Consider the following 21774-nt stretch of genomic DNA (forward strand, 5'->3'; position numbering starts at 1 on the left):
ACGCCCGGTGTACCAGCCGAGCGGCCGCGTTCCCGTCGCGACGGTGTGCAGCCTTACTGCTTCGGCGATCTGGGCCGCTTCGTCCTGCCGCTCCATGTCCTTGTGCTCGACCCATTTATAGCCATGGGAGGCGATTTCCCAATCGGCGTCGAGCATGGCCTGCACCTGCTGCGGCGCGCGCATCAGCGCGGTGGCAACGCCATAGACCGTAACGGGCAGGTTGTTCTGCGTGAACAGCTTGTGCAGCCGCCAGAAACCGACCCGGGCACCATATTCATACATGGATTCGATGTTCCAGTGCCGCGCACCGGGCCAGGGCGCGGCGCCCACCACATCGGCCAGAAAGGCTTCGGAGGCCTCATCGCCATGCAGGATGTTGTTTTCCCCGCCCTCTTCGTAGTTGAGGACGAACTGGATCGCGATATTGGCGCCGCCGGGCCAATTGGCATGGGGTGGGTTGGGGCCGTATCCGGCCAGATCGCGGGGATAACGCATGGCGTACTCCATGACGGGCAGACAAACAGGAGCGTACCTTAGACACAAATTTTTGGACCATGTGGTAAAAAATTCTGTGCCCGCCCCCTTTCGCAGGGCAATTTTTGGGTTGATAGTTGGGGAAAATCCAATGGCGCTTGGAGCAGGCATGACCACAACCGGACGGCTGACGACCCACGTTCTAGATACCGCGAACGGGACCCCTGCGAAGGGAATGACCATCGATCTTTACAGGGTAAATGGCGAGGCGGCAGTGTTCGAGCGGTCGGTGGTCACCAATGATGACGGGCGGTGCGACGGGCCTTTGCTGGAGGGGGAATCATTGGCGGAAGGGGCCTACCGGCTGAACTTCCATGTCGGAGAATATTTCAGCAGAATCAACGGCAAAGCCGTTGAATTTCTCGACGTGGTGGCAGTCGATTTCAGGGTGAGTGACAGCCAGGCGCATTATCATGTGCCGTTGCTGGTCTCTCCCTTCGGCTATTCGACCTATCGCGGGAGCTGAGCTTGGACCCGCGCACCGCTATCTGCTTCTATCTCAACGATAATCTGGTCGAGCTGGACACGCTTGAGCCGGACCGGACGCTGCTCGATTTCCTGCGGCTGGACCGTGTCCTGCGGGGCACCAAGGAAGGCTGCGCTGAGGGAGATTGCGGGGCCTGTACCGTCATTGTTGGCCGTAAAAGTGGTGGAGTTGTGCGATATTTGCCTGCAAATGCGTGCATAATGCTGGTTTCGATGCTGGATGGCGCGCATGTGGTGACCGTCGAGCATCTCAAGGGTGCCGATGGCAACTTGCATCCGGTGCAACAGGCCATGGTCGACTACCATGGAAGCCAGTGCGGGTTCTGCACGCCGGGGTTCGTGATGAGCCTTTACGGGCTGTGGCTGGCCAATCCCAATCCATCCGTTCCCGAGATCGAAAAGGCCTTGCAGGGCAATCTGTGCCGCTGCACGGGTTATGCCCCCATCGTGCGCGCGGCCCAGGCGGTGTCCAATTATGGCTCGGTGCTCGAAGATGCGCTCAACAAGGAGCGTGGGGAGATCCTTGCGAATTTGACCGAGCTCGAGGACGGGCGACGGGTGGTGGTCGAGGGAACGCGCGGCAAGACGATCATCCCCGCCGATGTCGATGATCTTGCGGCGGTGCTCGAGGCGATGCCCGAGGCGACGATCGTTGCTGGCGCGACCGATGTGGGGCTGTGGGTCACAAAGTTCATGCGCGAGATCGCCCCGGTGGTGATTATCGGCCACCTGATGGGCGAGGTGTCTGTCGAGGACGGACGGATCGTTTTCGGGGCCGGCGTTAGCTACGCCAAGGCGTACGAGATCATTGCCGTCCATATTCCGCAGATGGTCGAATTGTTCGACAGGATCGGCGGGGCGCAGGTGCGGGCGATGGGGACCATCGGCGGCAATATCGCCAATGGCTCGCCGATCGGCGATACCCCACCGCCGCTGATCGCGCTGGGAGCGGAGGTTACGCTCCGCAGGGGCGGTGTTCGGCGGGTGGTGAAACTGGAGGATTTCTTCATCGCCTATGGCAAGCAGGACCGGGAGAAGGGTGAGTTCGTGGAAAGCGTCTCGGTGCCCGTGCCGGGTACCGATGAGCTGTTCGGGGTGCATAAGGTCACCAAGCGGCGCGATGAGGATATCACAGCAACGCTCGGTGCCTTTCGGGTGAAAATTGCAGATGGCGTGGTGGCGACGGCAGTCATCGCCTATGGCGGCATGGCCGCGACCCCAAAGCGGGCAAAGGCTATCGAGGCGGCGCTGATCGGCAAGCCCTGGACGCTGGAAACGGTCGAGGCGGCGTTGGGTAAATTCGAAGAGGATTTCCAGCCGCTGACCGACTGGCGGGCCAGTGCTGATTATCGGATGCTGGCGGCGAAAAATCTTCTCAAGCGCTTTTATTTCGAGACCGTCGAAGGGCCGAGCCATATCGTTCGGCACGAGGTGGCATAGTGACAGCGCTCGACACCAAAGCCACGATAAGCGGCGGGGTGCATGTGCCGCAAAAGCACGATTCCGGGCACAAGCATGTATCGGGAACGGCCGAATATATCGATGACATGCTTGAACCCGCGGGAACGCTGCATGCCTATCTGGGTCTTTCCACCAACGCGCATGGGGAAATTCAGTCGCTGGCGCTCGAAGCGGTACGGCAGGCGCCCGGCGTGGTCGGGGTGCTGACAGCCGCGGACGTGCCCGGGCATAACGACATTTCCCAGCCCGGCAAGCATGACGAGCCGATCTTTGCCGAAACGCGGGTCGAATTTTTCGGGCAGCCGCTGTTTGCTGTGGTCGCGACGACGCGCGAAGCGGCGCGGCGGGCGGCCAGGCTTGCGCAGGTGAGCTACACCGAATTGCCCTTTGCACTCGATGTCGCTGCGGCGCGCGAGGCCGGGGGAGCGCTGGTGACTCCGGGCATGACGCTTGAACGGGGCAATGTGGCGGCGGGCATGGTGGCTGCCAAAAACCGGGTTAAAGGCACCATGGAAATGGGCGGACAGGACCATTTCTATCTCGAAGGCCATATCGCCATGGCGATACCCGGCGAGGATGACGAGGTGACCGTTCATTCCTCCACCCAGCATCCGAGCGAAGTCCAGCACATGGTGGGCCACGCACTGGGCGTGCCATCCAACGCCGTCAATGTCGTGGTCCGGCGCATGGGCGGCGGGTTTGGTGGCAAGGAAACCCAGAGCAATCTTTTTGCGGCGGTTGCTGCCATCGCGGCCAAGAAATTCAATCGCGCCGTCAAGATCAGGCCCGATCGGGACGACGACATGATCGCCACCGGCAAGCGGCATGATTTCGTTGTCGATTATGAAGTCGGCTATGACGATGAGGGCCGGATCGAGGCGGTCGATGCGGTATTTGCCGCGCGGTGCGGGTTCTCGGCCGATCTTTCGGGGCCGGTGACCGACCGGGCCCTGTTTCATGCCGACAACGCCTATTTCTACCCCAATGTGCGGCTCAAATCCGAACCGCTCAAGACCAACACGGTCTCAAACACCGCGTTCCGCGGGTTCGGCGGTCCGCAAGGCATGGTGGGCTGCGAGCGCTGGATCGAGGACATCGCCTACGCGCTGGGCAAGGACCCGCTCGATATCCGCAGGGCCAATTTTTATGGCGAAACCGACCGCAATCTCACGCCCTATCATCAGACCGTAACCGACAACATCATCGGACGGGTGGTGGATGAGCTCGAGGCGAGTTCGCACTATCGCCGGCGGCGCGAGGAGATCATTGCGTTCAACAGGACGTCCAATGTCCTCAAGCGCGGCATAGCGCTGACGCCGGTCAAGTTCGGGATCAGTTTTACCATGACGGCCTTCAATCAGGCCGGGGCGCTGGTCCATGTCTATCGCGATGGGTCGGTCCATCTCAACCATGGCGGCACCGAGATGGGGCAGGGGCTTTACGTCAAGGTGGCGCAGGTTCTGGCCGATTGCTTCCAGATCGATCTCGACAAGGTCAAGATTACCGCAACGACGACCGGCAAGGTGCCTAATACATCGGCCACTGCGGCTTCCTCTGGATCGGACCTTAACGGCATGGCCGCTGCCAATGCCGCCGAGCAGATCAAGGACCGGCTGGTCCGGTTCGCGATGGACAAGTTCAACGTGCCCGAGGACGCCATCAGCTTCGAACCCAATTGCGTGATGGTGGGCAACCAGCGTTATGACTGGGCCGATTTCATCGATCAGGCCTATCTGGCCCGCGTGCAGCTCTCGGCTGCAGGGTTTTACAAGACGCCCGACATTCACTGGGACCGAGCGGCGGGCAAGGGCCAGCCGTTCTTCTATTTCGCTTATGGTGCTGCGTGTTCGGAAGTGGTGGTCGACAGCCTGACCGGGGAATACATGGTGGAGCGCGTCGATGTGCTGCACGATGTGGGCAAATCGCTCAATCCGGCGATTGATATCGGGCAGATCGAGGGCGGGTTCATCCAGGGCATGGGGTGGCTGACCACCGAGGAATTGTGGTGGGACGACAAGGGGCAATTGCGCACACACGCGCCTTCAACCTACAAGATCCCCGTGGTGTCTGACGTCCCCAGGATATTTGAGGTAAAGCTGGCCGAATGGTCGGCCAACAGCGCCCCGACTATTCGCCGTTCCAAGGCAGTGGGTGAGCCGCCCTTCATGCTGGCGCTCTCGGTGTTCGAAGCGCTCTCGATGGCGGCGGCAAGCGTTGCCGACTACAAGATCGCCCCGCGCATGGATGCACCGGCCACGCCCGAACGGGTGCTGATGACCATCGAGCGAATAAAGCGCGAGGCGGCAGGGCGGTGAGCGTAACGCCGCAACAATTGCGCGATTTCCTCGACCGCCACAGGCAGGCCGTTCTGGTCGAAGTGACAGAAGCAAAGGGCTCAACGCCGCGCGAGGCGGGGGCGTGGATGGTGGTTTCGTCCGAGAACGAAATCGGCACCATCGGCGGTGGTCAACTCGAATTTCTGGCTATCGCGAGGGCACGCGAGGCGCTGACTTCAGGGGAAGCCGCAGCGGCCCTCGATATCCCGCTCGGGCCCGAGATCGGGCAATGCTGTGGCGGTCGCGTGGCCATCGGTATGCGGGCGGTCGATGCCGATGTTGCTCAGGATGTGCGGGTGCGGGCCGAACGGGCTTATATGGCGCGGCCCCATGTCTATGTGTTCGGGGCAGGGCATGTGGGCAACGCGCTGGGTCAGGCCTTATCGCTTTTGCCGTTGCGCACGCTGGTTGTGGACAATCGTGCAGCCGAAATTGCCAAGGTGCCGCACGGGGTGGAAGCGCGGCACGTTCCAGTGGCCGAAGCGCTGGTGCGCGAGGCGCCGAAGGGCTCGTGCTTTGTGGTTCTCACCCACGATCATGGGCTCGATTTTCTGGTCGCTTCGGAAGCGCTGATGCGTGGGGATGCGGCATATGTGGGGATGATCGGCTCGAAAACCAAAAAGGCCACCTTCAAAAGCTGGCTTTCGGACATGGGGCTGGATACGGAAATGGTCGAAAGGCTTGCTATGCCGATCGGCGGGGCCGATGTTCATGACAAGCGACCCGAGGTGATCGCGGCGCTTACGGCGGCAGAGATTTTACGGGCGCTGGCCGGATAGGGTTTAGAGTTGGGGCAAAACGATAAATGACTGATTTCACGCTGTTTTGGGAATGGATGGCGTTTGCCGTGCGCTGGAGCCATGTGATCGTGGGGATCGCGTGGATCGGTTCGTCGTTTTATTTCATCGCGCTCGATCTTGGGCTGCGCAAGCATGCCGGTCTGCCCGCGGGCGTGCAGGGTGAGGAGTGGCAGGTGCATGGGGGCGGGTTCTACCATATCAACAAATATATGGTGGCGCCGCCAAACCTGCCCGAGCACCTGATCTGGTTCAAATGGGAGAGTTATTCGACCTGGCTGACCGGGTTCGCGATGCTTATCATCGTCTATTACGCGGGCGCCGACCTGTTTTTGATCGACCGTACGGTACTCGATGTCGAGGCGCCGGTGGCGATCGCCATTTCGCTGGCCTCGCTTGCTCTCGGCTGGGTGCTTTACGATCTGTTGTGCAAATCGGTTCTGGGCAAGAGTCAGAACGGGCTGATGATCATCCTGTTCTTGATCCTGCTGGCCATGTCGTGGGGCTATATGCAGGTGTTTACCGGTCGCGCCGCCTTCCTGCATATGGGCGCGTTCACGGCGACGATCATGTCGGCGAATGTCTTTTTCATCATCATTCCAAATCAAAAGAAAATCGTCGCTTCGATGAAGGCGGGCGAGGCGCCCGATCCGGCACTGGGGGCACAGAGCAAGCAGCGCAGCGTGCACAACAATTACCTGACGCTGCCGGTGTTGTTCTTCATGCTCTCGAACCACTATCCACTGGCGTTCGCCACCGAATACAGCTGGGCGATTGCCGGGCTGATCTTTCTGATCGGGGTGGTGATCCGGCATTTCTTTAACACCATGCATGCGACCGGACGGCGCGAATATTGGACGTTTGCGCTGGCGCTTGTTCTATTTATCGGGATTATCTGGCTTTCGAGCTATCCCAGGGGGCAGGCGGAAGCCGGGAGCGTGAGCCAGACATCGCAAGCGTTCATGGATGATGCTCATTTTCAGCAGGCATCCCAGATCGTGCTTGGCCGCTGCTCGATGTGCCACGCGGCCGAGCCGGCCTATGAGGGCGTGCATATGGCGCCCAAGGATGTACGGCTCGATACGCCTGACCTGATCGCCCAACACGCGCGGGAAATCTACATCCAGTCTGCCCGCAGCCACGCCATGCCGCCGGGAAACGTGTCGTTCATGACCGATGAGGAGCGACAGATGCTGTCCGTCTGGTACCAGTCGGTGACCGGGGAGCGGAGCCTGTGACCGCAAAGATTCTGCGCGGTCGCGTATTGAGCTTCAATTCCGAGCCATCGGGGCCGGACGATCACGACAGCTACCGCTATATCGAGGATGGGGCGGTGGTTGTCGATCAGGGCCGGATCGTCTCGACGGGCGAATACAATGATGGGCTGAAGCTCGTCGCGCCCAAGGCAGAGGTGATCGACCATCGGCCCGGGCTGATCCTGCCGGGGTTTATCGACACCCATATCCATTATCCGCAGATGCAGGTCATCGGGTCCTATGCCAAGGACCTCTTGGAATGGCTCGACACCTATACATTCGTTGAGGAACAGCGCTTTGCCGATGCCGAGCATGCGGCGCGGATCGCCTCGCTGTTCTGTGACGAACTGGTGCGGTACGGGACGACGACGGCGGCGGTCTATTGCTCGGTGCATCCGGAATCGGTGGATGCGTTTTTCACTGAGGCGAAAAAGCGCGGCATGCGAATGGTCGCCGGTAAGGTGATGATGGACCGCAATGCGCCCCAAGGGCTGCTCGATACGCCGCAGCGGGGGTATGACGAAAGCAAGGCATTGCTGGAGAAATGGGATGGCGTCGGGCGGCTGCATTACGCGATCACGCCGCGGTTCGCACTGACCTCCACCCATGCGCAGATGGAGATGACCCAGGACCTGGTGCGCGAATTTTCCGATGCCTATGTGCAGACGCATGTGAACGAGAGCCTGGGCGAGATCGAATTTATCAGGGAGCTGTTTCCCAATTTGCCGGACTACGTCGGGGTTTATGAGCATTACGGCCTTCTCGGGCCCAAGACATTGCTCGGCCATTGCATTCACATGACCGATCGGGAAATCGAAGCGCTTTCGGAGACCGGATCGGTGGCGGTGTTCTGCCCGACATCGAATTTGTTCATCGGGTCGGGGCTGTTCGACCGCGAGCGGCTGATGGAATCCAATGTGCGGATCGGGGTGGCGACCGATGTGGGCGGTGGGACATCCTATTCCATGCTGCGCACGCTCGACGAAGGGTACAAGGTGCTGCAATTGCGCGGCCAGCGCCTCTCGCCGCTCGAGAGCTTTTTCATGATGACGCTGGGCAATGCGCGGGCCTTATCGCTTGAGCATACCATCGGTACGCTGGAGCCAGGGAGCGATGCCGATATCGTGGTGCTCGACGCCCGAGCCCTGCCCCATATGACGCTCAAGATGGAGCAGGTGGAAAGCCTGTCCGAGGAGCTGTTTTTGCTCCAGACATGCGGGGATGACCGGGTGATTGCCGAGACCTATGTGGCGGGCGAGGCCGCCAAGGCGAGATTGCGCTGATTTCCACATCGTGGAAGGGTTTTCCACGACTGCTTGGCGAAACGGGGCGCGTCCGGTACCCGATCAGGAAACGATGAGGAGAGAGCCGATGAGCAGCTATGTCAAACGGGCCGGTTTGCAGGTCGATGAACGGCTTGCGGGGTTTGTCGAGACTGAGGCACTAAAGGAGCTCGATCTCGCGTCGGATCGTTTCTGGGCAGGGTTTGCCGAGATGGTTGCGGCCTATATGCCGGGCAATCGCGAGCTTTTGGAAATCCGCGACCGCATGCAGAACCAGATCGATGACTGGCATCGCGACAATGGTCCGGCAACGCGGGATCCGGCGGCTTATGAAGCGTTCCTGCGCGAGATCAGATATCTCGAAGACGAGCCGGAGGATTTTCGGATCGAAACCGAAAATCTCGATCCCGAGATCGCCTCGATCAGCGGGCCGCAGCTTGTTGTGCCGGTCTCCAATGCCCGCTATGCGCTCAACGCTGCCAATGCGCGCTGGGGCAGCCTGTACGATGCGCTTTACGGCACCGATGTGATTGCGCGGGAAGGCGAGCTGGCGCCGGGGCGTGAGTACAATCCCAGGCGCGGTGCGGAGGTGTTTGCGCGGGCCGGGCATTTTCTCGATGAGGCGTTTCCGCTGCTCGGGGTCAAGCATTGGGCCGTGACGCGGTATGGGGTCGATACATCGGGCGATGGCGCCAGACTGGTGATCGAAAGCCAGGATGGTCCGGCGAAACTGGCTTATCCCGAGGCGTTCGCTGGCTATTCACGCGATGGCGACCTGCTGCGGATCCTGCTCAAGCATCACGGGCTGCATGTCGAGCTGGTGATCGACGCCAGCCATCCGGTGGGCAAGGACCATCCGGCTCATCTTGCCGATGTTGTCATCGAAAGCGCGCTGACCACAATTCAGGACTGCGAGGATTCGGTCGCGGCGGTGGATGCCGAGGACAAGGTCGGGGTCTATCGCAACTGGCTGGGGCTGATGAAGGGCGATCTGGCCGATACGTTCGAAAAGGGCGGCAAGAGCGTAACGCGGACGCTCAATGCTGACCGGGTCTATACGGCGCCGGATGGATCGTCGCTCAACCTCAAGGGCCGCGCCTTGCTGCTGGTGCGCAATGTCGGGCATCTGATGACGACCGATGCCATCCTCGATGCGGAGGGGCAGCCGATCGGGGAGGGGCTGATGGATGCAGCGATCACCACGCTTTGCGCCCTGCACGACCTCAAGCGGAAGGCCAATTCCACAACCGGCTCGATCTATATCGTCAAGCCCAAGATGCACGGGCCGACCGAGGTGCTGTTTGCGTGCAATGTGTTCGGGGAGGTGGAAAAAATCCTCGGACTGCCGCTCAACACAATCAAGATTGGCATCATGGACGAGGAGCGCCGGACATCGGCCAATCTCAAGGCCTGCATTTATGCGGCGCGCGAGCGGGTGTTTTTCATCAATACCGGGTTTCTCGACCGGACGGGCGATGAAATCCATACGTCCATGGAGGCCGGCCCGGTGCTGCTCAAGGACCAGATCAAGGCCGAGCGCTGGATTGGGGCCTACGAGGATCGCAACGTCACCATCGGGATTGCCTGCGGGCTGACGGGCCGTGCCCAGATCGGCAAGGGCATGTGGGCCCGGCCCGACGATATGGCGGCGATGATGGAGCAGAAGATCGGCCACCCCAGATCGGGCGCCAATTGCGCCTGGGTGCCCTCGCCGACGGCGGCAACGCTGCACGCGCTGCATTATCATGAGGTCGACGTGTTCGAAGCGCAAAAACGCCGGCACAACGAACCCATTCCGACGCTGACCGAGCTCTTCTCTATGCCGGTGCTCGATCCTGCATCGCTTTCGCCCGAGCAGATCCAGCGCGAACTCGAAAACAACGCCCAGGGGATCCTGGGCTATGTTGTGCGCTGGGTCGATGCGGGAGTGGGGTGCTCGAAAGTGCCCGACATCAACAATGTGGGGCTTATGGAAGACCGCGCGACCTGCCGCATTTCATCGCAAGCGATTGCCAACTGGCTCTGGCATGGGGTGGTGACCCAGGACGAGGTGGTGGCCACCTTCACCCGGATGGCCAGGGTCGTCGACGAACAGAATGCGGGCGATCCGGGGTATGAGGCGATGAGTGACGATCCGGAGCACTCGATCGCCTTTCAGGCCGCATTGGCGCTGGCGCTTGAAGGGGTCGAGCAGCCGTCTGGCTACACCGAACCGCTCTTGCACGCCAAGCGGGCCGAAAAGAAGGCTCAGCGATAATCTTCGCGCTTGTCGGAAAGGCGCGGATCCTGCTGTGCCTTTTTCTTGCTATCTGAGGTATTCTGCCCTGATTTCCGGTCGCGTCGGCTGCGGCGCCAGAGGTCCCATTGGCGTTCGCCGCGCAAGATGATTCCGTTCATTGGGCGCTGGAGGAAAGGCAGGTCGATGGCCAGCAACAACAGGCCGAGCGGTAGCATCCAGATGCCGAGAATCGGGAGAAAGGACGCAATGCCGCCTAGGCACAACAGGATGCCCAGTGGAATGCGAATGAGCATGGCCCAAGGCTGGCGCAAGACGTAAATCACCATCGCAAAGCGCGGAAAGCGCGCTTCGAGGCGAAGGAACAGGCGTTCGAGGCGGGTCCGCTCTTTGGTCATGCCCTAAAAGATAAGAGGGAAAGTGGCTTAATCAAGCCATGCGCGATCACGAGACGAAATCGAACTTGTCGACGTCAAACAGGCCGTTGTCGGTCATTTTCAGATGCGGGATGACGGGAAGTGCAAGAAAAGCGACCTGAAGGAAGGGTTCGGGCAGAGTGCAATCGAGCGCTTTTGCCGCGTGGCGCAGATGCTCTAGATGTTCGGTGACGATCTCGAAGGGTTCCGGGCTCATCAGTCCGGCAATGGGCAGGGCAAGATCGGCGAGGATTTCGCCCTCGCAGGCGACGGAAAACCCTCCGCCGATTTCGATGAGGCGATTGACGGCCAGGGCCATGTCTTCATCGGTCACGCCGACCACGGTGATGTTGTGGCTGTCATGGCCGACTGACGAGGCGATGGCGCCGCGTTTGAGGCCAAAGCCCTTGACGAAGGACCGGCCGATATTGCCGTTGATGCCGTGCCTTTCGATGACTGCCACCTTGATGACATCGGCACTTGTATCGGGTTTGAGGCCGGCTTCGTCGCTGGCGAGGGCCGCGCTTTCGCGGAAAGTGAGGATAAGGCCGGGTTTGACGCCGATTACCGGGACTTCGTTCTTGTCGGGACTGGGGGCGGTGATGAAGGCCGAAGGCTCCACCGGCGTTGCCTTCATGGAATCGAGCCCGACCGGACTTATCTGTTCGCGGGTTGCCCAGAGCGCTTCGGTGACGAGGCGACCGGCCGAAACGACATCGGAGACGTGGCAGTCTTCAAGACTGTCGAGCAGGGCAATGTCGGCGCGCCAGCCCGGCGCAACGTGGCCGCGATCCTTGAGGCCGAAAATGCGGGCTGCAGAATGGGAAGCGGCGCGATAGACGTGGTGAACCGGACAGCCATGCGCGATCAGGCGGCGGATCGAGGAATCGAGATGGCCTTCTTCGGCGATATCGAGCGGATTGCGGTCGTCGGTGCACAACGCAACGAAGGCCGAGGTGTTGGCGTCGAGTATTTCCGCAAGTGCGTCGAGGTCTTTTGACACCGAACCCTCGCGAATGAGGATGGCCATGCCTTTGGATAGCTTTTCGCGGGCCTCCTTGGCGCTGGTCGCTTCGTGATCGGTGCGGATACCGGCGGCGAGATAGGCGTTGAGGTCGAGGCCCGACAGCAGGGGCGCGTGGCCGTCCATATGCCGGTGCTGGAAGGCTTCGAGCTTGGCCAGAATGGCTGGATCGCCATTGATGACGCCGGGGAAATTCATCATCTCGGCAAGGCCGATGATTTTGGGATGATCGGCAAAACGCAACAAATCGTCGATCTCAAGCCGTGCGCCTGCCGTCTCGAACGGTGTGGCCGGCACGCAGGAGGAGAGATTGATGCGCATGTCCATGATCGAGCGTTCGGCGCAATCGAGAAAATAGCGAATGCCTTTGGCCCCCAGCACATTGGCGATTTCGTGCGGGTCGCAGATGACGGTCGTCACCCCGTGGGGCAGCACACAGCGGTCGAATTCGAGCGGGGTGACCAGCGAGGACTCGATATGGAGGTGGGTATCGATAAAGCCGGGCACGGCGAAACGGCTTGCGCCGTCGATTTCGGCATTGCCTTCATAGGCACCATGAGTGCCGACGATGCGATCGGCGACGATGGCGATATCGGTCTGGATGATCTCGCCGGTCACGATATCAAGCCGTTTGACGTTTTTGACGACCAGATCGGCAGGGTCGAGCCCACGTCCTGCGCGGATCATGCGGGCGAGAGTGGCGGCGTCGGTCATCGGCTGTCTGTCCTTGGTCTTGCTTCAGGGTGTCGCGGGGCGGGGGCAGGGTCAAGAAACAAAAGCGGCGGCATTGCTGCCGCCGCTTTCGATCGACCGGTTTTTCTGCTTACTCGGGAAGCTGGTCGTCCACGCCTTCGACGTAGAAGTTGAGGCCCAGCAGAGTGCCATCATCGGCCTGTTCGCCTTCGGCGAGCCACTCGGTGCCGTCCTGTTTGGTGATCGGGCCGGTGAAGACGACGAGTTCGCCGGATTTGATGGCTTCCTCGGTCTCTTCGGCCAGTGCGGCGACCTCTTCAGGCATATTGGTGTAGGGCGCCATGGTCAGGATGCCATCGGCCAGACCGTCCCAGGTGTCTGAGGTTTCCCAGGTGCCGTCGATCACCGCGCCGACGCGTTCGATGTAGTAGGGCGCCCAGGTGTCCACGATGGCCGTGAGCTGGGTTTCGGGGCCGGCTTCGATCATGTCGGACGCCTGGCCGAACGCCTTGATGCCGCGGGCGGCGGCTTCCTGCATGGGGGCGGTGGAGTCGGTGTGCTGGGTGATGATATCGACGCCCTGATCCATCAGGACCTTGGCGGCGTCGGCTTCCGCACCGGGATCGTACCAGGAATTGGCCCAGACCACCTTGACGGCGAAATCGGGGTCGATCGACTGCGCGCCGAGCATGAAGGCGTTGATGCCCTGTACCACTTCGGGGATGGGGAACGAGCCGATGTAACCGGCAATTCCGGCTTCCGACATCGAGGCGGCGATGACGCCCTGGATGTAGCGGCCTTCATAGAAGCGCGAATTGTAGACCGAGACATTGGGTGCGGTCTTGTAGCCTGTGGCGTGTTCGAACAGGACGTCCGGGAAGCGCTCTGCAACGGCAACGGTGGGGTCCATGAAGCCAAACGAGGTGGTGAAGATGATGTCGCACCCCGAACGCGCCATGCGCTCGATAGCGCCTTCGGACGTCGCTTCGGCGACGTTTTCGATATAGCGGGTTTCGACAGCGTCGCCATATTCTTCCTCGACAGCGAGGCGGGCGATGTCGTGGGCCTGGCTCCAGCCGCCATCGGTGTGCGAACCGACATAGACAAAGCAGGCTTCGACAGGCTCGTCCTGCGCCATGGCTACGGGAGTGAGGGTCATCGACAGCGCCGTGGCTGCCGCAAGGGTTGAGAGGAGCGTTTTCATGAGTGTCCCTTCCTTAAAAGTTCTTATGGTTTAGCGATCCGGCACAAAGCTCTTGCCGAGCGAGGCCGGGGTGTTGATCAGCGTCAGCCGCCGGTTCTGGGAAATCAGGACCAGAACGAGGACGGTAGCGAGATATGGGAGCGCCGAGAGAAACTGGGACGGAATGGCGATCCCCAGCGCCTGGGCGTGCAATTGACCGATAGATACCGCGCCGAACAGATATGCCCCCGCCAGCACCCGACCCGGACGCCAGGAGGCAAAGACCACCAGTGCCAGCGCAATCCAGCCGCGGCCCGCCGACATGTTCTCGGTCCATTGCGGTGTATAAACGAGCGAAAGATGCGCGCCGGCCAGTCCCGCACAGGCACCGCCGAACAGAACTGCGACATAGCGGTAGCGGATGACCTTGATGCCGAGCGCATGGGCCGATTGCGGGTTGTCACCGATGGAGCGAAGGGTAAGGCCCTTTTTGGTCCTGAACAGGAACCAGGCGACACCGACGACCAGCGCTATGGAAATGTAGAAGATAATGTCCTGACCGAACAGCAAGCGACCCACGATCGGGATGTCGGACAGGCCGGGTATGTCGAGAACCGGCATGCGGACGGCGGAGCGACCGACATAGGGTTCGCCGATCAGCCCCGATAGCCCCAGGCCCAGAATGGTGAGGGCCAGGCCCGTGGCATACTGGTTGGTGGCAAGCGTCAGGGTCAGGACGGCAAAGAGCAGCGAGAGGGCCGTGCCGAACAGCATGCCGACCAGAGCCCCGACGAACGGGTTGCCAGTAACGATCATGCCTACGAAACCGCCGACGGCGCCCATGACCATCATGCCTTCGACGCCGAGATTGAGGGTGCCGGAGCGTTCCACGACGAGTTCGCCGATGGCGGCGAGTAACAAAGGCGTTGCGGCGGTGATGATGGTGAGAAGGATCGACTCAAGCATCGGCGGCGCTCCCCGATGCCTTTGGCGTACGGGCGAAACGGACGCTGTAGTGGATCAGCGTATCGCAGGCCAGGATATAGAGCAGCAACGCGCCCTGAAAGACGCGCGCCACCTTGTCGGACAGCCCGAGCGAGATCTGCGCGGCTTCTCCGCCGAGATAGGTGAGCGCGAGAACGAGCCCGGCAACGATCACGCCGAGCGGATTGAGGCGGCCAAGGAACGCAACGATGATGGCGGTGAACCCGTAGCCGGGCGAGATAATGGGGCGGAGCTGGGCCGAGGCGCCGGCTACTTCGATGATGCCGGCCAGCCCGGCACAGCCACCGGCCAGGAGGAAAGAGAAAAAGATCATCTTTTTGGCATCGAACCCGGCGAATTTGCCGGCGCGCGGGCTGGTGCCGAGCACCTTGATTTCAAAGCCTTTGAGCGTGCGCGACAGCATGATCCAGATGGCGATGGCAACGATGATGGCAATGGCGATGCCCCAATTGGCACGGCCATCGGCGGGCATCAGCTCGGGAATGCGCGCGAAGTCATGGAAGCGCACGGACTCGGGGAAATTCATGCCCTCGGGATTGCGCCAGGGGCCGCGCACCAGATAGTCGAGGATCAGCTCGGCCACATAGACCAACATCAGGCTCACGAGGATTTCGTTGGTATTGAATTTGGCCTTGAGCAGCGCCGGAATGCCGGCCCACAGAGCACCGCCGACGATGGCGAACGCCATCATCAGGGGCAGGACGAGCGGGCTCTGGAAATCGGTGAACAGGACCGGGAATATCGATCCGGCCAACGCCCCCATGATGAACTGGCCCTCGGCGCCGATGTTCCAGTTGTTGGAGAGGTAGCAGACCGAAAGCCCGGCCCCCATCAGGATGAGCGGCGCGGCCTTGATGAGCAGTTCGTGGATCGACCACAGCTCGGTCAGCGGTTCGATGAAATAGACGTAGAGAGCCGCCAGCGGGTCTTTGCCCAGAATGGCGAACATGATCGCCCCGGTCAGCACCGCCAGAGCCAGCCCGATCAGCGGAGAGAGAAATTGCAGGGCGCGGGAGGGTTTGCCGCGTTTGGTGAGTTCAAGCCTCATGCGGGCTGGCCTTCGAAAATGCCCGACATCTTGAGTCCGATGGCGTTGCGGTCGGTCTGGGCGACTGGCGCGAAATCGGAGAGGCGGCCTTCGGCGATGGCGGCGAGGCGGTCGGTGAATTCGAAAAGTTCATCAAGGTCCTGGCTGATGACCAGAATGGCGGCGCCGTCCTGGGCGAGATCGACAAGGGTCTGGCGGATACGGGCGGCCGATCCGGCGTCGACACCCCAGGTGGGTTGGTTGACGATGATCACTTTGGGATCTTCGAGCACTTCGCGTCCGATGATGAATTTCTGCAGATTGCCGCCCGAGAGGGACTGGGCCGCCGGGTCGGACGCGCTTTTGCGCACGTCGAGGGCTTTGACGATGGTGTCGAGCAGGCTCTTGGCCTTGCCGCGGTTGAGGAACATGCCCGATCTGAGGTCCGGATTGACCCGGTAGCGGGTGAGGATGACATTTTCGCTCAGCGAGAGTGAGGGGACGGTGGCGTGGCCCAACCGTTCCTCGGAGATAAAGACAGCGCCTTTGGCGCGCCGGGCGCTGATGTCGTCATGGCCAACCGGTTGGCCGAAAAGCGTTATCTGTTCAGGCCTCCCGGCAAGGCGTTCGCCAGACAGCACATCGAACAGCTCGGACTGGCCGTTGCCGGCAATTCCGGCGATGCCGACGATTTCGCCGGGAAACAGATCGAGTGAAATGTCATTGAGGGGCGTGCCGAATGCCTCGCGGGAATCCATGGAGAGATTGGCGATGGAAAGCAGCGGTTCTGCGCTCTGGGCGCGGGCTTTGGCGGGGCGGATCTGGTGGATATCGGCGCCGACCATCATCTTTGCGATCGAGGCTGCGGTTTCATCGCGCGGGATGCAGGTGCCAACGACCTTGCCGTGGCGCAGGATGGTGGCGCGTTCGCACAGCGCCCTTACTTCTTCGAGCTTGTGGGAAATATAGAGGATAGCCTTTCCCTCGTCGCGCAGCTTGCGCAGCACGGCAAAAAGGTCGTCGACCTCCTGGGGCGTGAGGACCGAGGTCGGCTCGTCCATGATGATGAGGTCGGGATGGCCCAAAAGGCAGCGCACGATCTCGATGCGCTGGCGCTCGCCGACCGAAAGGTCGTGCACATAGGCGTGCGGTTTGAGCGGCAGCCCGTATTCCTTCGAGACCTTTTCGACGTCGGCTGCCACTTTTTTGATGGGCGTGTCGCCGGGCAGGGCGACGGCAACGTTTTCGGCAACCGTGAGCGCTTCAAAAAGGGAAAAGTGCTGGAACACCATGCCCACGCCAAGCTGGCGGGCGAAGGCGGGACTGGGAATGGAAACGGGCTTGCCCCGCCAGACGATCTCGCCCGCGTCGGGCTGCAGCGCGCCATAGAGCATTTTGACGAAGGTGGATTTCCCGGCTCCGTTTTCACCCAGAAGAGCATGGATTTCACCCGGAAATACCTGCAAATCAACGGAGTCGTTGGCCTTGAAACTCCCGAAGGATTTGGTGAGACCTCTGAGGGTCAGCAGTGGTTCTGAGCCGCTTGCCGTCATCACGCGCCAAAATTGGACCAAATGGACAAAAACACTATGTCGTCACATTTATCACCACGCAAGGCCGATTGCACATGAGGTGGTGACTTGTTGAACGATATTTTTCATTTGCCCAATTTTGCATCAGTGGGTGGTGGAACGTGATGCCGGGCCAAGCGTTAAACCGCTGATGGGCATTGTGCCTGACCCGACGAACTCCGGTCGAGTTCAAATCATGAGGGACGCACCCATGAGCGATGAAAAGCCCGATCTTACCAAGACCGAAGCGCGGCAGGGCAATAGCCGCTTGATGAACTCGCGTGTTCTGATCTACGGATTGGTCGCAATCGTCGTTCTGTTCGTGGCTGTCTACTGGTTCAGCACGGCGACCTACGATGAGACCGCGACGACCACTGATGGCGGCGCTACGCTCGAGGACGTACCGGCTGCCGGTGGCGATGTGGACAGCGACCTTGAGGGGTTGCCGACCCCGGCGCCGACAGACGAGGCCGTGACCGAGCCGGAAGGCGCCGATTCGCCAGCCATCGATACTCCCATTGAAACCGCTCCGGTGGATGCGACCGGGCCCGCAGCCGACCCCGTGGAGACCGAAACCCCCGCGGCGCAATAGGCGTCAGGCCGGGCGGCGCAGAGAGACCGAATTGCGCAGGATCAGTTCGGAGCGCAGAAGGATTTCGCGGCTGGTGGGTCTTTCGCCTTCCAGCATTTCGAGCAGCAAGTCCATGCTGGCCTCGCCGATCTTGAGGCGGGGCTGTTTCATTGTGGTCAAGGACGGCGTGACAAAGCTGGCAAAGGAAATGTCGTCAAAGCCCATGACGGAGAAATCTTGCGGCAGGTCATAGCCGCGCGCGGTGAGCGCGATCAACACCCCCAGCGCCGTCGCATCGTTGACGCAGAAAAAGGCCGTCGGCAGCCGGTCGCGCACGAACATGCGCTCGGCCGCTGCGCGGCCGCTTTCGGTGGTTCCATCGGCTTCGAGTATGAAGCTGGTCTGCGCTGAAATGCCGGCCGCCGTGAGTGCGGTGCGAAAGCCGCGCTCGCGCAATTGGGCAACGGCACGGCCCGGGGACTGACCGATAAAGGCAATTTCGCGGTGCCCCTGGCTGATGAGGTGATCGGTGGCGACGCGGGCACCTTCGATGTTGTCGACGCCGACAAAGGGAATACTGGAATTGGGGATCGGTTCGTTGATGGCGACCATCGGAGGCAGGCGCGCCCCCGGCTGGTTGTCGATCAGGCCGAAGGGCAAGTGGCCGGTGAATAGAATGATCCCGTCGGCCTGGTTGGAGGCGATAAAGCGCAGATAGTCGGTCTCGCGGACCGGATCGTTCTGCGTGTTGCCGATCAGGACGCCATAGCCGCGCTTTGAGGCTTCGGTTTCAAGGCCCACCAGAATGTTGGAAAAGTTCGGATCGCCGACATCGGGAGCCAGGATCAGGATCATGTGCGAACGCCGTGTGCGCAGATTGCGCGCCATGGCGTTGGTCGTGTAGCCGGTCTGGGCCACGGCCTCTATGACCTTGCGGCGTGTGGAGTCGGCGACTTTGCCTGGTTCGTTGAGGGCGCGGGAGACCGTGGCGATCGAAACGCCGGCGATCAATGCCACATCCTCGATCGTTGCTGGTTTGACCGCGCTCAAGGCTCTCCCCCTGCCGATGCCTTCCTTGCGGAGCACGGCCATTCAACGCATTGGATGCTGGGCGCTTTTTTTGTCGCGTTTCCGAACCGGAGACGTTGGTTCCCGCTTATCCTGGAAACGGCTTGGCCACCCTCAATCCCGACGCAATGGTTTATACACATCTGGCCTTGTGTAAACCTTTACATGACAAATGAAAAGGTTTACACAAATTGGCAATTGGAGAAGCTGGCCAGTGAGCCGGTGGGAGATAGGGGGAGGACTGGTGGATGGCCGATAGCGCCAGTACGCCGCATATTCTGGCAGCCAGCAGAGTTTCCAAGAGCTTTGGAGAAGTGCCGGTTCTGTTCAGCATCGATTTCGACGTTCGCGAAGGCGAGGTCCACGCGCTGATCGGAGAGAACGGCGCCGGCAAATCGACCCTTATCAAGATCCTTTCGGGCATCGAGCAGCCGACCTCGGGCACCATCGTGCTCGACGGTGAACCGATCCGGCTTCCCTCCAACGGGGAAAGTGCATCGCTCGGAATCGTGGTTATCCATCAGGAGCTCAATCTCGCCGAGCACCTGACCGTGGCCGAGAGCATTTTTCTGGGCCGTGAATGGAAGCGATACGGGTTTCTGCGTCGGGCCGAAATGCAGGCCGAGGCACAGCGTATTCTCGATGGCCTGCATGTGTCGATCGACCCCAATGCGCGCATCAACACACTTTCGGTTGCCGACAAGCAGATGGTCGAGATTGCCAAGGCGATCAGCCGCGATGCGCGGGTCCTCATCATGGACGAGCCGACGGCCGTTCTGACATCGGCTGAAACCGACATTTTTTTCGAGCAGGTGCGGCGCCTGAAAGCCAAGGGCGTAGCCATCGTCTTCATTTCGCACAAGCTCGACGAGGTCATGGCGCTTTCGGATCGCATCACCGTGTTACGCGACGGGCAATTGATCGCGACCGTGGACACCGGCGATCTCACCCCGGACGCCATTGCCGAGATGATGGTGGGACGGGAGTTGTCCAATCTTTATCCGCCCAAGAACGAACCCGATGTCGACGCGCCGGTGATCCTGGACGTGGAAGGGCTTACGGCGCCGGGCGTGCGCGGCGTAAGCTTTGCGTTGCGGCGTGGAGAGATTTTGGGATTTGCCGGGCTGATCGGATCGGGCCGCACTGCGGTCATGGAAGCGATCGTCGGCCTCTCGGAAAAGACCGGTGGCACCGTGCGGCTCAGAGGTGAGCCCGTGGCGTTCTCGGCGATCGGGGAGGCGATAGATGCCGGGCTGGTCTATATGACCAAGGACCGCAAGGGCAAGGGGCTGTTGCTCAACATCGGGTTGCAGCGAAACCTCACGCTCCTGACGCTCAAGCGCCACATCAAGGGGGGCTTTCTCAACGAAGCGAGCGAAGTCGAGGCGATGGAGCGGGCAACGCGGCGCTTCGATATCAGAGCGCGTGACGCTTCGGTTCGCGTGGGCCAGCTTTCGGGCGGCAATCAGCAGAAACTGATGCTGGGCAAGGCCATGGAGAGCGAGCCGGAAATCGTCATCATCGACGAGCCGACACGGGGGATCGATGTCGGCACCAAGCAACAGATTTATCACATCATCGCCGCGCTCGCCAAAGAGGGCAAATCGATCATCGTGGTCTCCTCGGAGATGCAGGAGGTGATCGGGCTTTCTCACCGGGTGGTGGTGATGCGCGATGGGCGCCGGATGGGAACGCTCGAAGGCGCGGAAATCAAAGAGGGAGAAATCATGCGCTATGCCGCAGGGCTCAAGGGAGAATTTGGCGATGACCGCGCAAGCGCATGAGGGTGTAAAGCCCGCCAAGAAGCGGTTCAGGATCGACTATCACACCTTCGGGCCGCTCGTGGCGCTGATTGCGTTGTGCTTGTTGGGGCTGGCACTCAACCCGGCCTTTGCCTCAGAGGGCAATATTTCCAATCTTCTCACGCGCTCGGCCTTTATCGGCATCATCGCGGTGGGGGCGACCTTCGTTATCACAGCAGGCGGGATCGACCTTTCGGTGGGCTCCATGGCCGCGGTGATTTCGGGGGCGATGATTATCGTGATGAACGCGGCCATCGAAACGCTCGGAACGGGCGTTCCGACAGTGCTGCTGGGCTGTGCGGCTTCTGTGCTGCTGGGGCTGGGCGCGGGCTTTCTCAACGGCTTCATGACGACCAAGGGCAAGATCGAGGCCTTTATCGTGACGCTGGGCACGATGGGTATCTTCCGCTCGCTGGTCACCTATTTCGCCGATGGTGGAACGCTGTCGCTGGCCTTCGATATCCGCGACGCCTATCGCCCCGTCTATTACGGCAACCTGCTGGGTATTCCCATCCCGGTGCTGGTGTTTGCGCTGGTTGCGGTGCTGGGCTGGGTGCTTCTCAACCGCACGGCGTTCGGGCGCTATTGCATGGCGATCGGGTCCAACGAAACGGTGGCACGCTATTCGGCGATCAAGGTCGACCGCATCAGAACGCTGACCTATGTCATCCAGGGGCTTTGCGTTTCAATCGCCACCATAATTTATGTTCCGCGACTGGGTTCGGCCTCGTCCTCGACAGGTGTGCTCTGGGAGCTCGAAGCGATTGCGGCCGTGATTATTGGCGGCACCATGCTCAAGGGCGGGTACGGGCGGATCGGGGGGACGGTGATCGGGGCGATCATGCTCACGACCATCGGCAACATCCTGAACCTGACCGACATCATCTCGAACTATCTCAACGGTGCGGTCCAGGGCGTGATCATCATCGCTGCCGTCTGGCTGCAGCGCGGTAATCTTGGCCATCTCAATATCTTCAGGAAGGCCAGGGGCTAGAGCGTTTCCAGGATAGGTGGGACCTGCTTGT

The 21774-nt window shown here is 60.9% G+C and carries 18 protein-coding genes; 10 read left to right on the forward strand and 8 right to left on the reverse strand.

The annotated features are described in order from the left end of the window. Positions 1-495 (reverse strand): polysaccharide deacetylase family protein (locus AACZ55_RS09575; protein WP_339645572.1); only part of this gene is annotated, 495 nt, incomplete at its 3' end. 130 nt (positions 496-625) lie between these two features. Here AACZ55_RS09575 and uraH point away from each other — a divergent pair. From uraH to AACZ55_RS09610, 7 genes are all read left to right on the forward strand, one after another. Continuing rightward, positions 626-1000 (forward strand): hydroxyisourate hydrolase, encoded by a 375-nt coding sequence (gene uraH / locus AACZ55_RS09580; RefSeq protein ID WP_338609667.1) that lies wholly within the window; start codon positions 626-628, stop codon positions 998-1000. 2 nt (positions 1001-1002) lie between these two features. After that, positions 1003-2460 carry a xanthine dehydrogenase small subunit gene (gene xdhA, locus AACZ55_RS09585; protein WP_339645575.1) on the forward strand — a complete coding sequence of 486 codons (1458 nt, stop codon included), beginning with the start codon at positions 1003-1005 and terminating at the stop codon, positions 2458-2460. After that, positions 2460-4796 carry a xanthine dehydrogenase molybdopterin binding subunit gene (gene xdhB / locus AACZ55_RS09590; protein WP_339645578.1) on the forward strand — a complete coding sequence of 779 codons (2337 nt, stop codon included), beginning with the start codon at positions 2460-2462 and terminating at the stop codon, positions 4794-4796. Before xdhA ends, xdhB begins: the two co-directional genes overlap by 1 nt. Further along, complete coding sequence (gene xdhC / locus AACZ55_RS09595; RefSeq protein WP_338609670.1) at positions 4793-5596, forward strand: xanthine dehydrogenase accessory protein XdhC; 804 nt, start codon at positions 4793-4795, stop codon at positions 5594-5596. The genes xdhB and xdhC overlap by 4 nt, the downstream gene beginning before the upstream one ends. 26 nt (positions 5597-5622) lie before the next feature. Further along, positions 5623-6852: a urate hydroxylase PuuD gene (locus tag AACZ55_RS09600; RefSeq protein WP_339645581.1), complete on the forward strand. Its 1230-nt coding sequence runs from the start codon at positions 5623-5625 to the stop codon at positions 6850-6852. Then, the gene (gene guaD, locus AACZ55_RS09605) at positions 6849-8153 is read left to right on the forward strand and encodes a guanine deaminase (protein ID WP_339645585.1); all 1305 of its coding nucleotides are present in this window, start codon (positions 6849-6851) and stop codon (positions 8151-8153) included. The genes AACZ55_RS09600 and guaD overlap by 4 nt, the downstream gene beginning before the upstream one ends. Positions 8154-8241: 88 nt before the next feature. Next, positions 8242-10410 carry a malate synthase G gene (locus AACZ55_RS09610; protein ID WP_339645588.1) on the forward strand — a complete coding sequence of 723 codons (2169 nt, stop codon included), beginning with the start codon at positions 8242-8244 and terminating at the stop codon, positions 10408-10410. Here the strand turns inward: AACZ55_RS09610 and AACZ55_RS09615 are convergent. The 6 genes from AACZ55_RS09615 to AACZ55_RS09640 form a co-directional block, all read right to left on the reverse strand. After that, positions 10401-10787 carry a hypothetical protein gene (locus tag AACZ55_RS09615; RefSeq protein WP_338609674.1) on the reverse strand — a complete coding sequence of 129 codons (387 nt, stop codon included), beginning with the start codon at positions 10785-10787 and terminating at the stop codon, positions 10401-10403. The two genes, AACZ55_RS09610 and AACZ55_RS09615, sit on opposite strands and share 10 nt — an antisense overlap. A gap of 46 nt (positions 10788-10833) precedes the next feature. Then, entirely contained in the window at positions 10834-12543 is a 1710-nt protein-coding gene (gene ade / locus AACZ55_RS09620) for an adenine deaminase (RefSeq protein WP_339645592.1), read from the reverse strand. 109 nt (positions 12544-12652) lie between these two features. Next, positions 12653-13726 carry a BMP family ABC transporter substrate-binding protein gene (locus AACZ55_RS09625; protein ID WP_339645594.1) on the reverse strand — a complete coding sequence of 358 codons (1074 nt, stop codon included), beginning with the start codon at positions 13724-13726 and terminating at the stop codon, positions 12653-12655. Positions 13727-13756: 30 nt separating this feature from the next. Next, the gene (locus AACZ55_RS09630) at positions 13757-14671 is read right to left on the reverse strand and encodes an ABC transporter permease (protein WP_339645597.1); all 915 of its coding nucleotides are present in this window, start codon (positions 14669-14671) and stop codon (positions 13757-13759) included. Beyond that, the gene (locus AACZ55_RS09635) at positions 14664-15758 is read right to left on the reverse strand and encodes an ABC transporter permease (RefSeq protein WP_339645599.1); all 1095 of its coding nucleotides are present in this window, start codon (positions 15756-15758) and stop codon (positions 14664-14666) included. The genes AACZ55_RS09630 and AACZ55_RS09635 overlap by 8 nt, the downstream gene beginning before the upstream one ends. Next, positions 15755-17290 carry an ABC transporter ATP-binding protein gene (locus tag AACZ55_RS09640; protein WP_339645603.1) on the reverse strand — a complete coding sequence of 512 codons (1536 nt, stop codon included), beginning with the start codon at positions 17288-17290 and terminating at the stop codon, positions 15755-15757. The genes AACZ55_RS09635 and AACZ55_RS09640 overlap by 4 nt, the downstream gene beginning before the upstream one ends. Positions 17291-17519: 229 nt before the next feature. On the opposite strand from AACZ55_RS09640, the gene AACZ55_RS09645 reads away from it, so the two are divergent. Continuing rightward, on the forward strand, positions 17520-17900 hold the full coding sequence (locus tag AACZ55_RS09645; RefSeq protein ID WP_339645605.1) for a hypothetical protein: 381 nt from the start codon (positions 17520-17522) through the stop codon (positions 17898-17900). Between the two features lie 3 nt (positions 17901-17903). On the opposite strand, the gene AACZ55_RS09650 is transcribed toward AACZ55_RS09645, so the two are convergent. Further along, positions 17904-18929, reverse strand: a complete 1026-nt coding sequence (locus tag AACZ55_RS09650; protein ID WP_338609681.1) for a LacI family DNA-binding transcriptional regulator — start codon at positions 18927-18929, stop codon at positions 17904-17906. Between the two features lie 266 nt (positions 18930-19195). Here AACZ55_RS09650 and AACZ55_RS09655 point away from each other — a divergent pair, with 266 nt between their 5' ends. Both AACZ55_RS09655 and AACZ55_RS09660 read left to right on the forward strand, forming a co-directional pair. Beyond that, entirely contained in the window at positions 19196-20731 is a 1536-nt protein-coding gene (locus AACZ55_RS09655; protein WP_339645608.1) for a sugar ABC transporter ATP-binding protein, read from the forward strand. Then, the gene (locus AACZ55_RS09660) at positions 20712-21743 is read left to right on the forward strand and encodes an ABC transporter permease (protein WP_338609683.1); all 1032 of its coding nucleotides are present in this window, start codon (positions 20712-20714) and stop codon (positions 21741-21743) included. The genes AACZ55_RS09655 and AACZ55_RS09660 overlap by 20 nt, the downstream gene beginning before the upstream one ends. Positions 21744-21774: the final 31 nt, after the last annotated feature.

It is taken from the genome of uncultured Pelagibacterium sp. (assembly GCF_963972885.1).
GTDB classification, from domain to species: Bacteria; Pseudomonadota; Alphaproteobacteria; order Rhizobiales; family Devosiaceae; genus Pelagibacterium; species Pelagibacterium nitratireducens.

What these genes read in the sequence shown, in the direction of transcription:
- AACZ55_RS09610 (WP_339645588.1), top strand. Translation starts at nt 8,242, where the DNA reads ATGAGCAGCTATGTCAAACGGGCCGGTTTGCAGGTCGATGAACGGCTT.
- AACZ55_RS09635 (WP_339645599.1), bottom strand. Translation starts at nt 15,758, where the DNA reads ATGAGGCTTGAACTCACCAAACGCGGCAAACCCTCCCGCGCCCTGCAA.
- ade (WP_339645592.1), bottom strand. Translation starts at nt 12,543, where the DNA reads ATGACCGACGCCGCCACTCTCGCCCGCATGATCCGCGCAGGACGTGGG.
- AACZ55_RS09655 (WP_339645608.1), top strand. Translation starts at nt 19,196, where the DNA reads ATGGCCGATAGCGCCAGTACGCCGCATATTCTGGCAGCCAGCAGAGTT.
- AACZ55_RS09640 (WP_339645603.1), bottom strand. Translation starts at nt 17,290, where the DNA reads ATGACGGCAAGCGGCTCAGAACCACTGCTGACCCTCAGAGGTCTCACC.
- AACZ55_RS09615 (WP_338609674.1), bottom strand. Translation starts at nt 10,787, where the DNA reads ATGACCAAAGAGCGGACCCGCCTCGAACGCCTGTTCCTTCGCCTCGAA.
- uraH (WP_338609667.1), top strand. Translation starts at nt 626, where the DNA reads ATGGCGCTTGGAGCAGGCATGACCACAACCGGACGGCTGACGACCCAC.
- AACZ55_RS09660 (WP_338609683.1), top strand. Translation starts at nt 20,712, where the DNA reads ATGACCGCGCAAGCGCATGAGGGTGTAAAGCCCGCCAAGAAGCGGTTC.
- AACZ55_RS09630 (WP_339645597.1), bottom strand. Translation starts at nt 14,671, where the DNA reads ATGCTTGAGTCGATCCTTCTCACCATCATCACCGCCGCAACGCCTTTG.
- AACZ55_RS09625 (WP_339645594.1), bottom strand. Translation starts at nt 13,726, where the DNA reads ATGAAAACGCTCCTCTCAACCCTTGCGGCAGCCACGGCGCTGTCGATG.
- AACZ55_RS09600 (WP_339645581.1), top strand. Translation starts at nt 5,623, where the DNA reads ATGACTGATTTCACGCTGTTTTGGGAATGGATGGCGTTTGCCGTGCGC.
- AACZ55_RS09645 (WP_339645605.1), top strand. Translation starts at nt 17,520, where the DNA reads ATGAGCGATGAAAAGCCCGATCTTACCAAGACCGAAGCGCGGCAGGGC.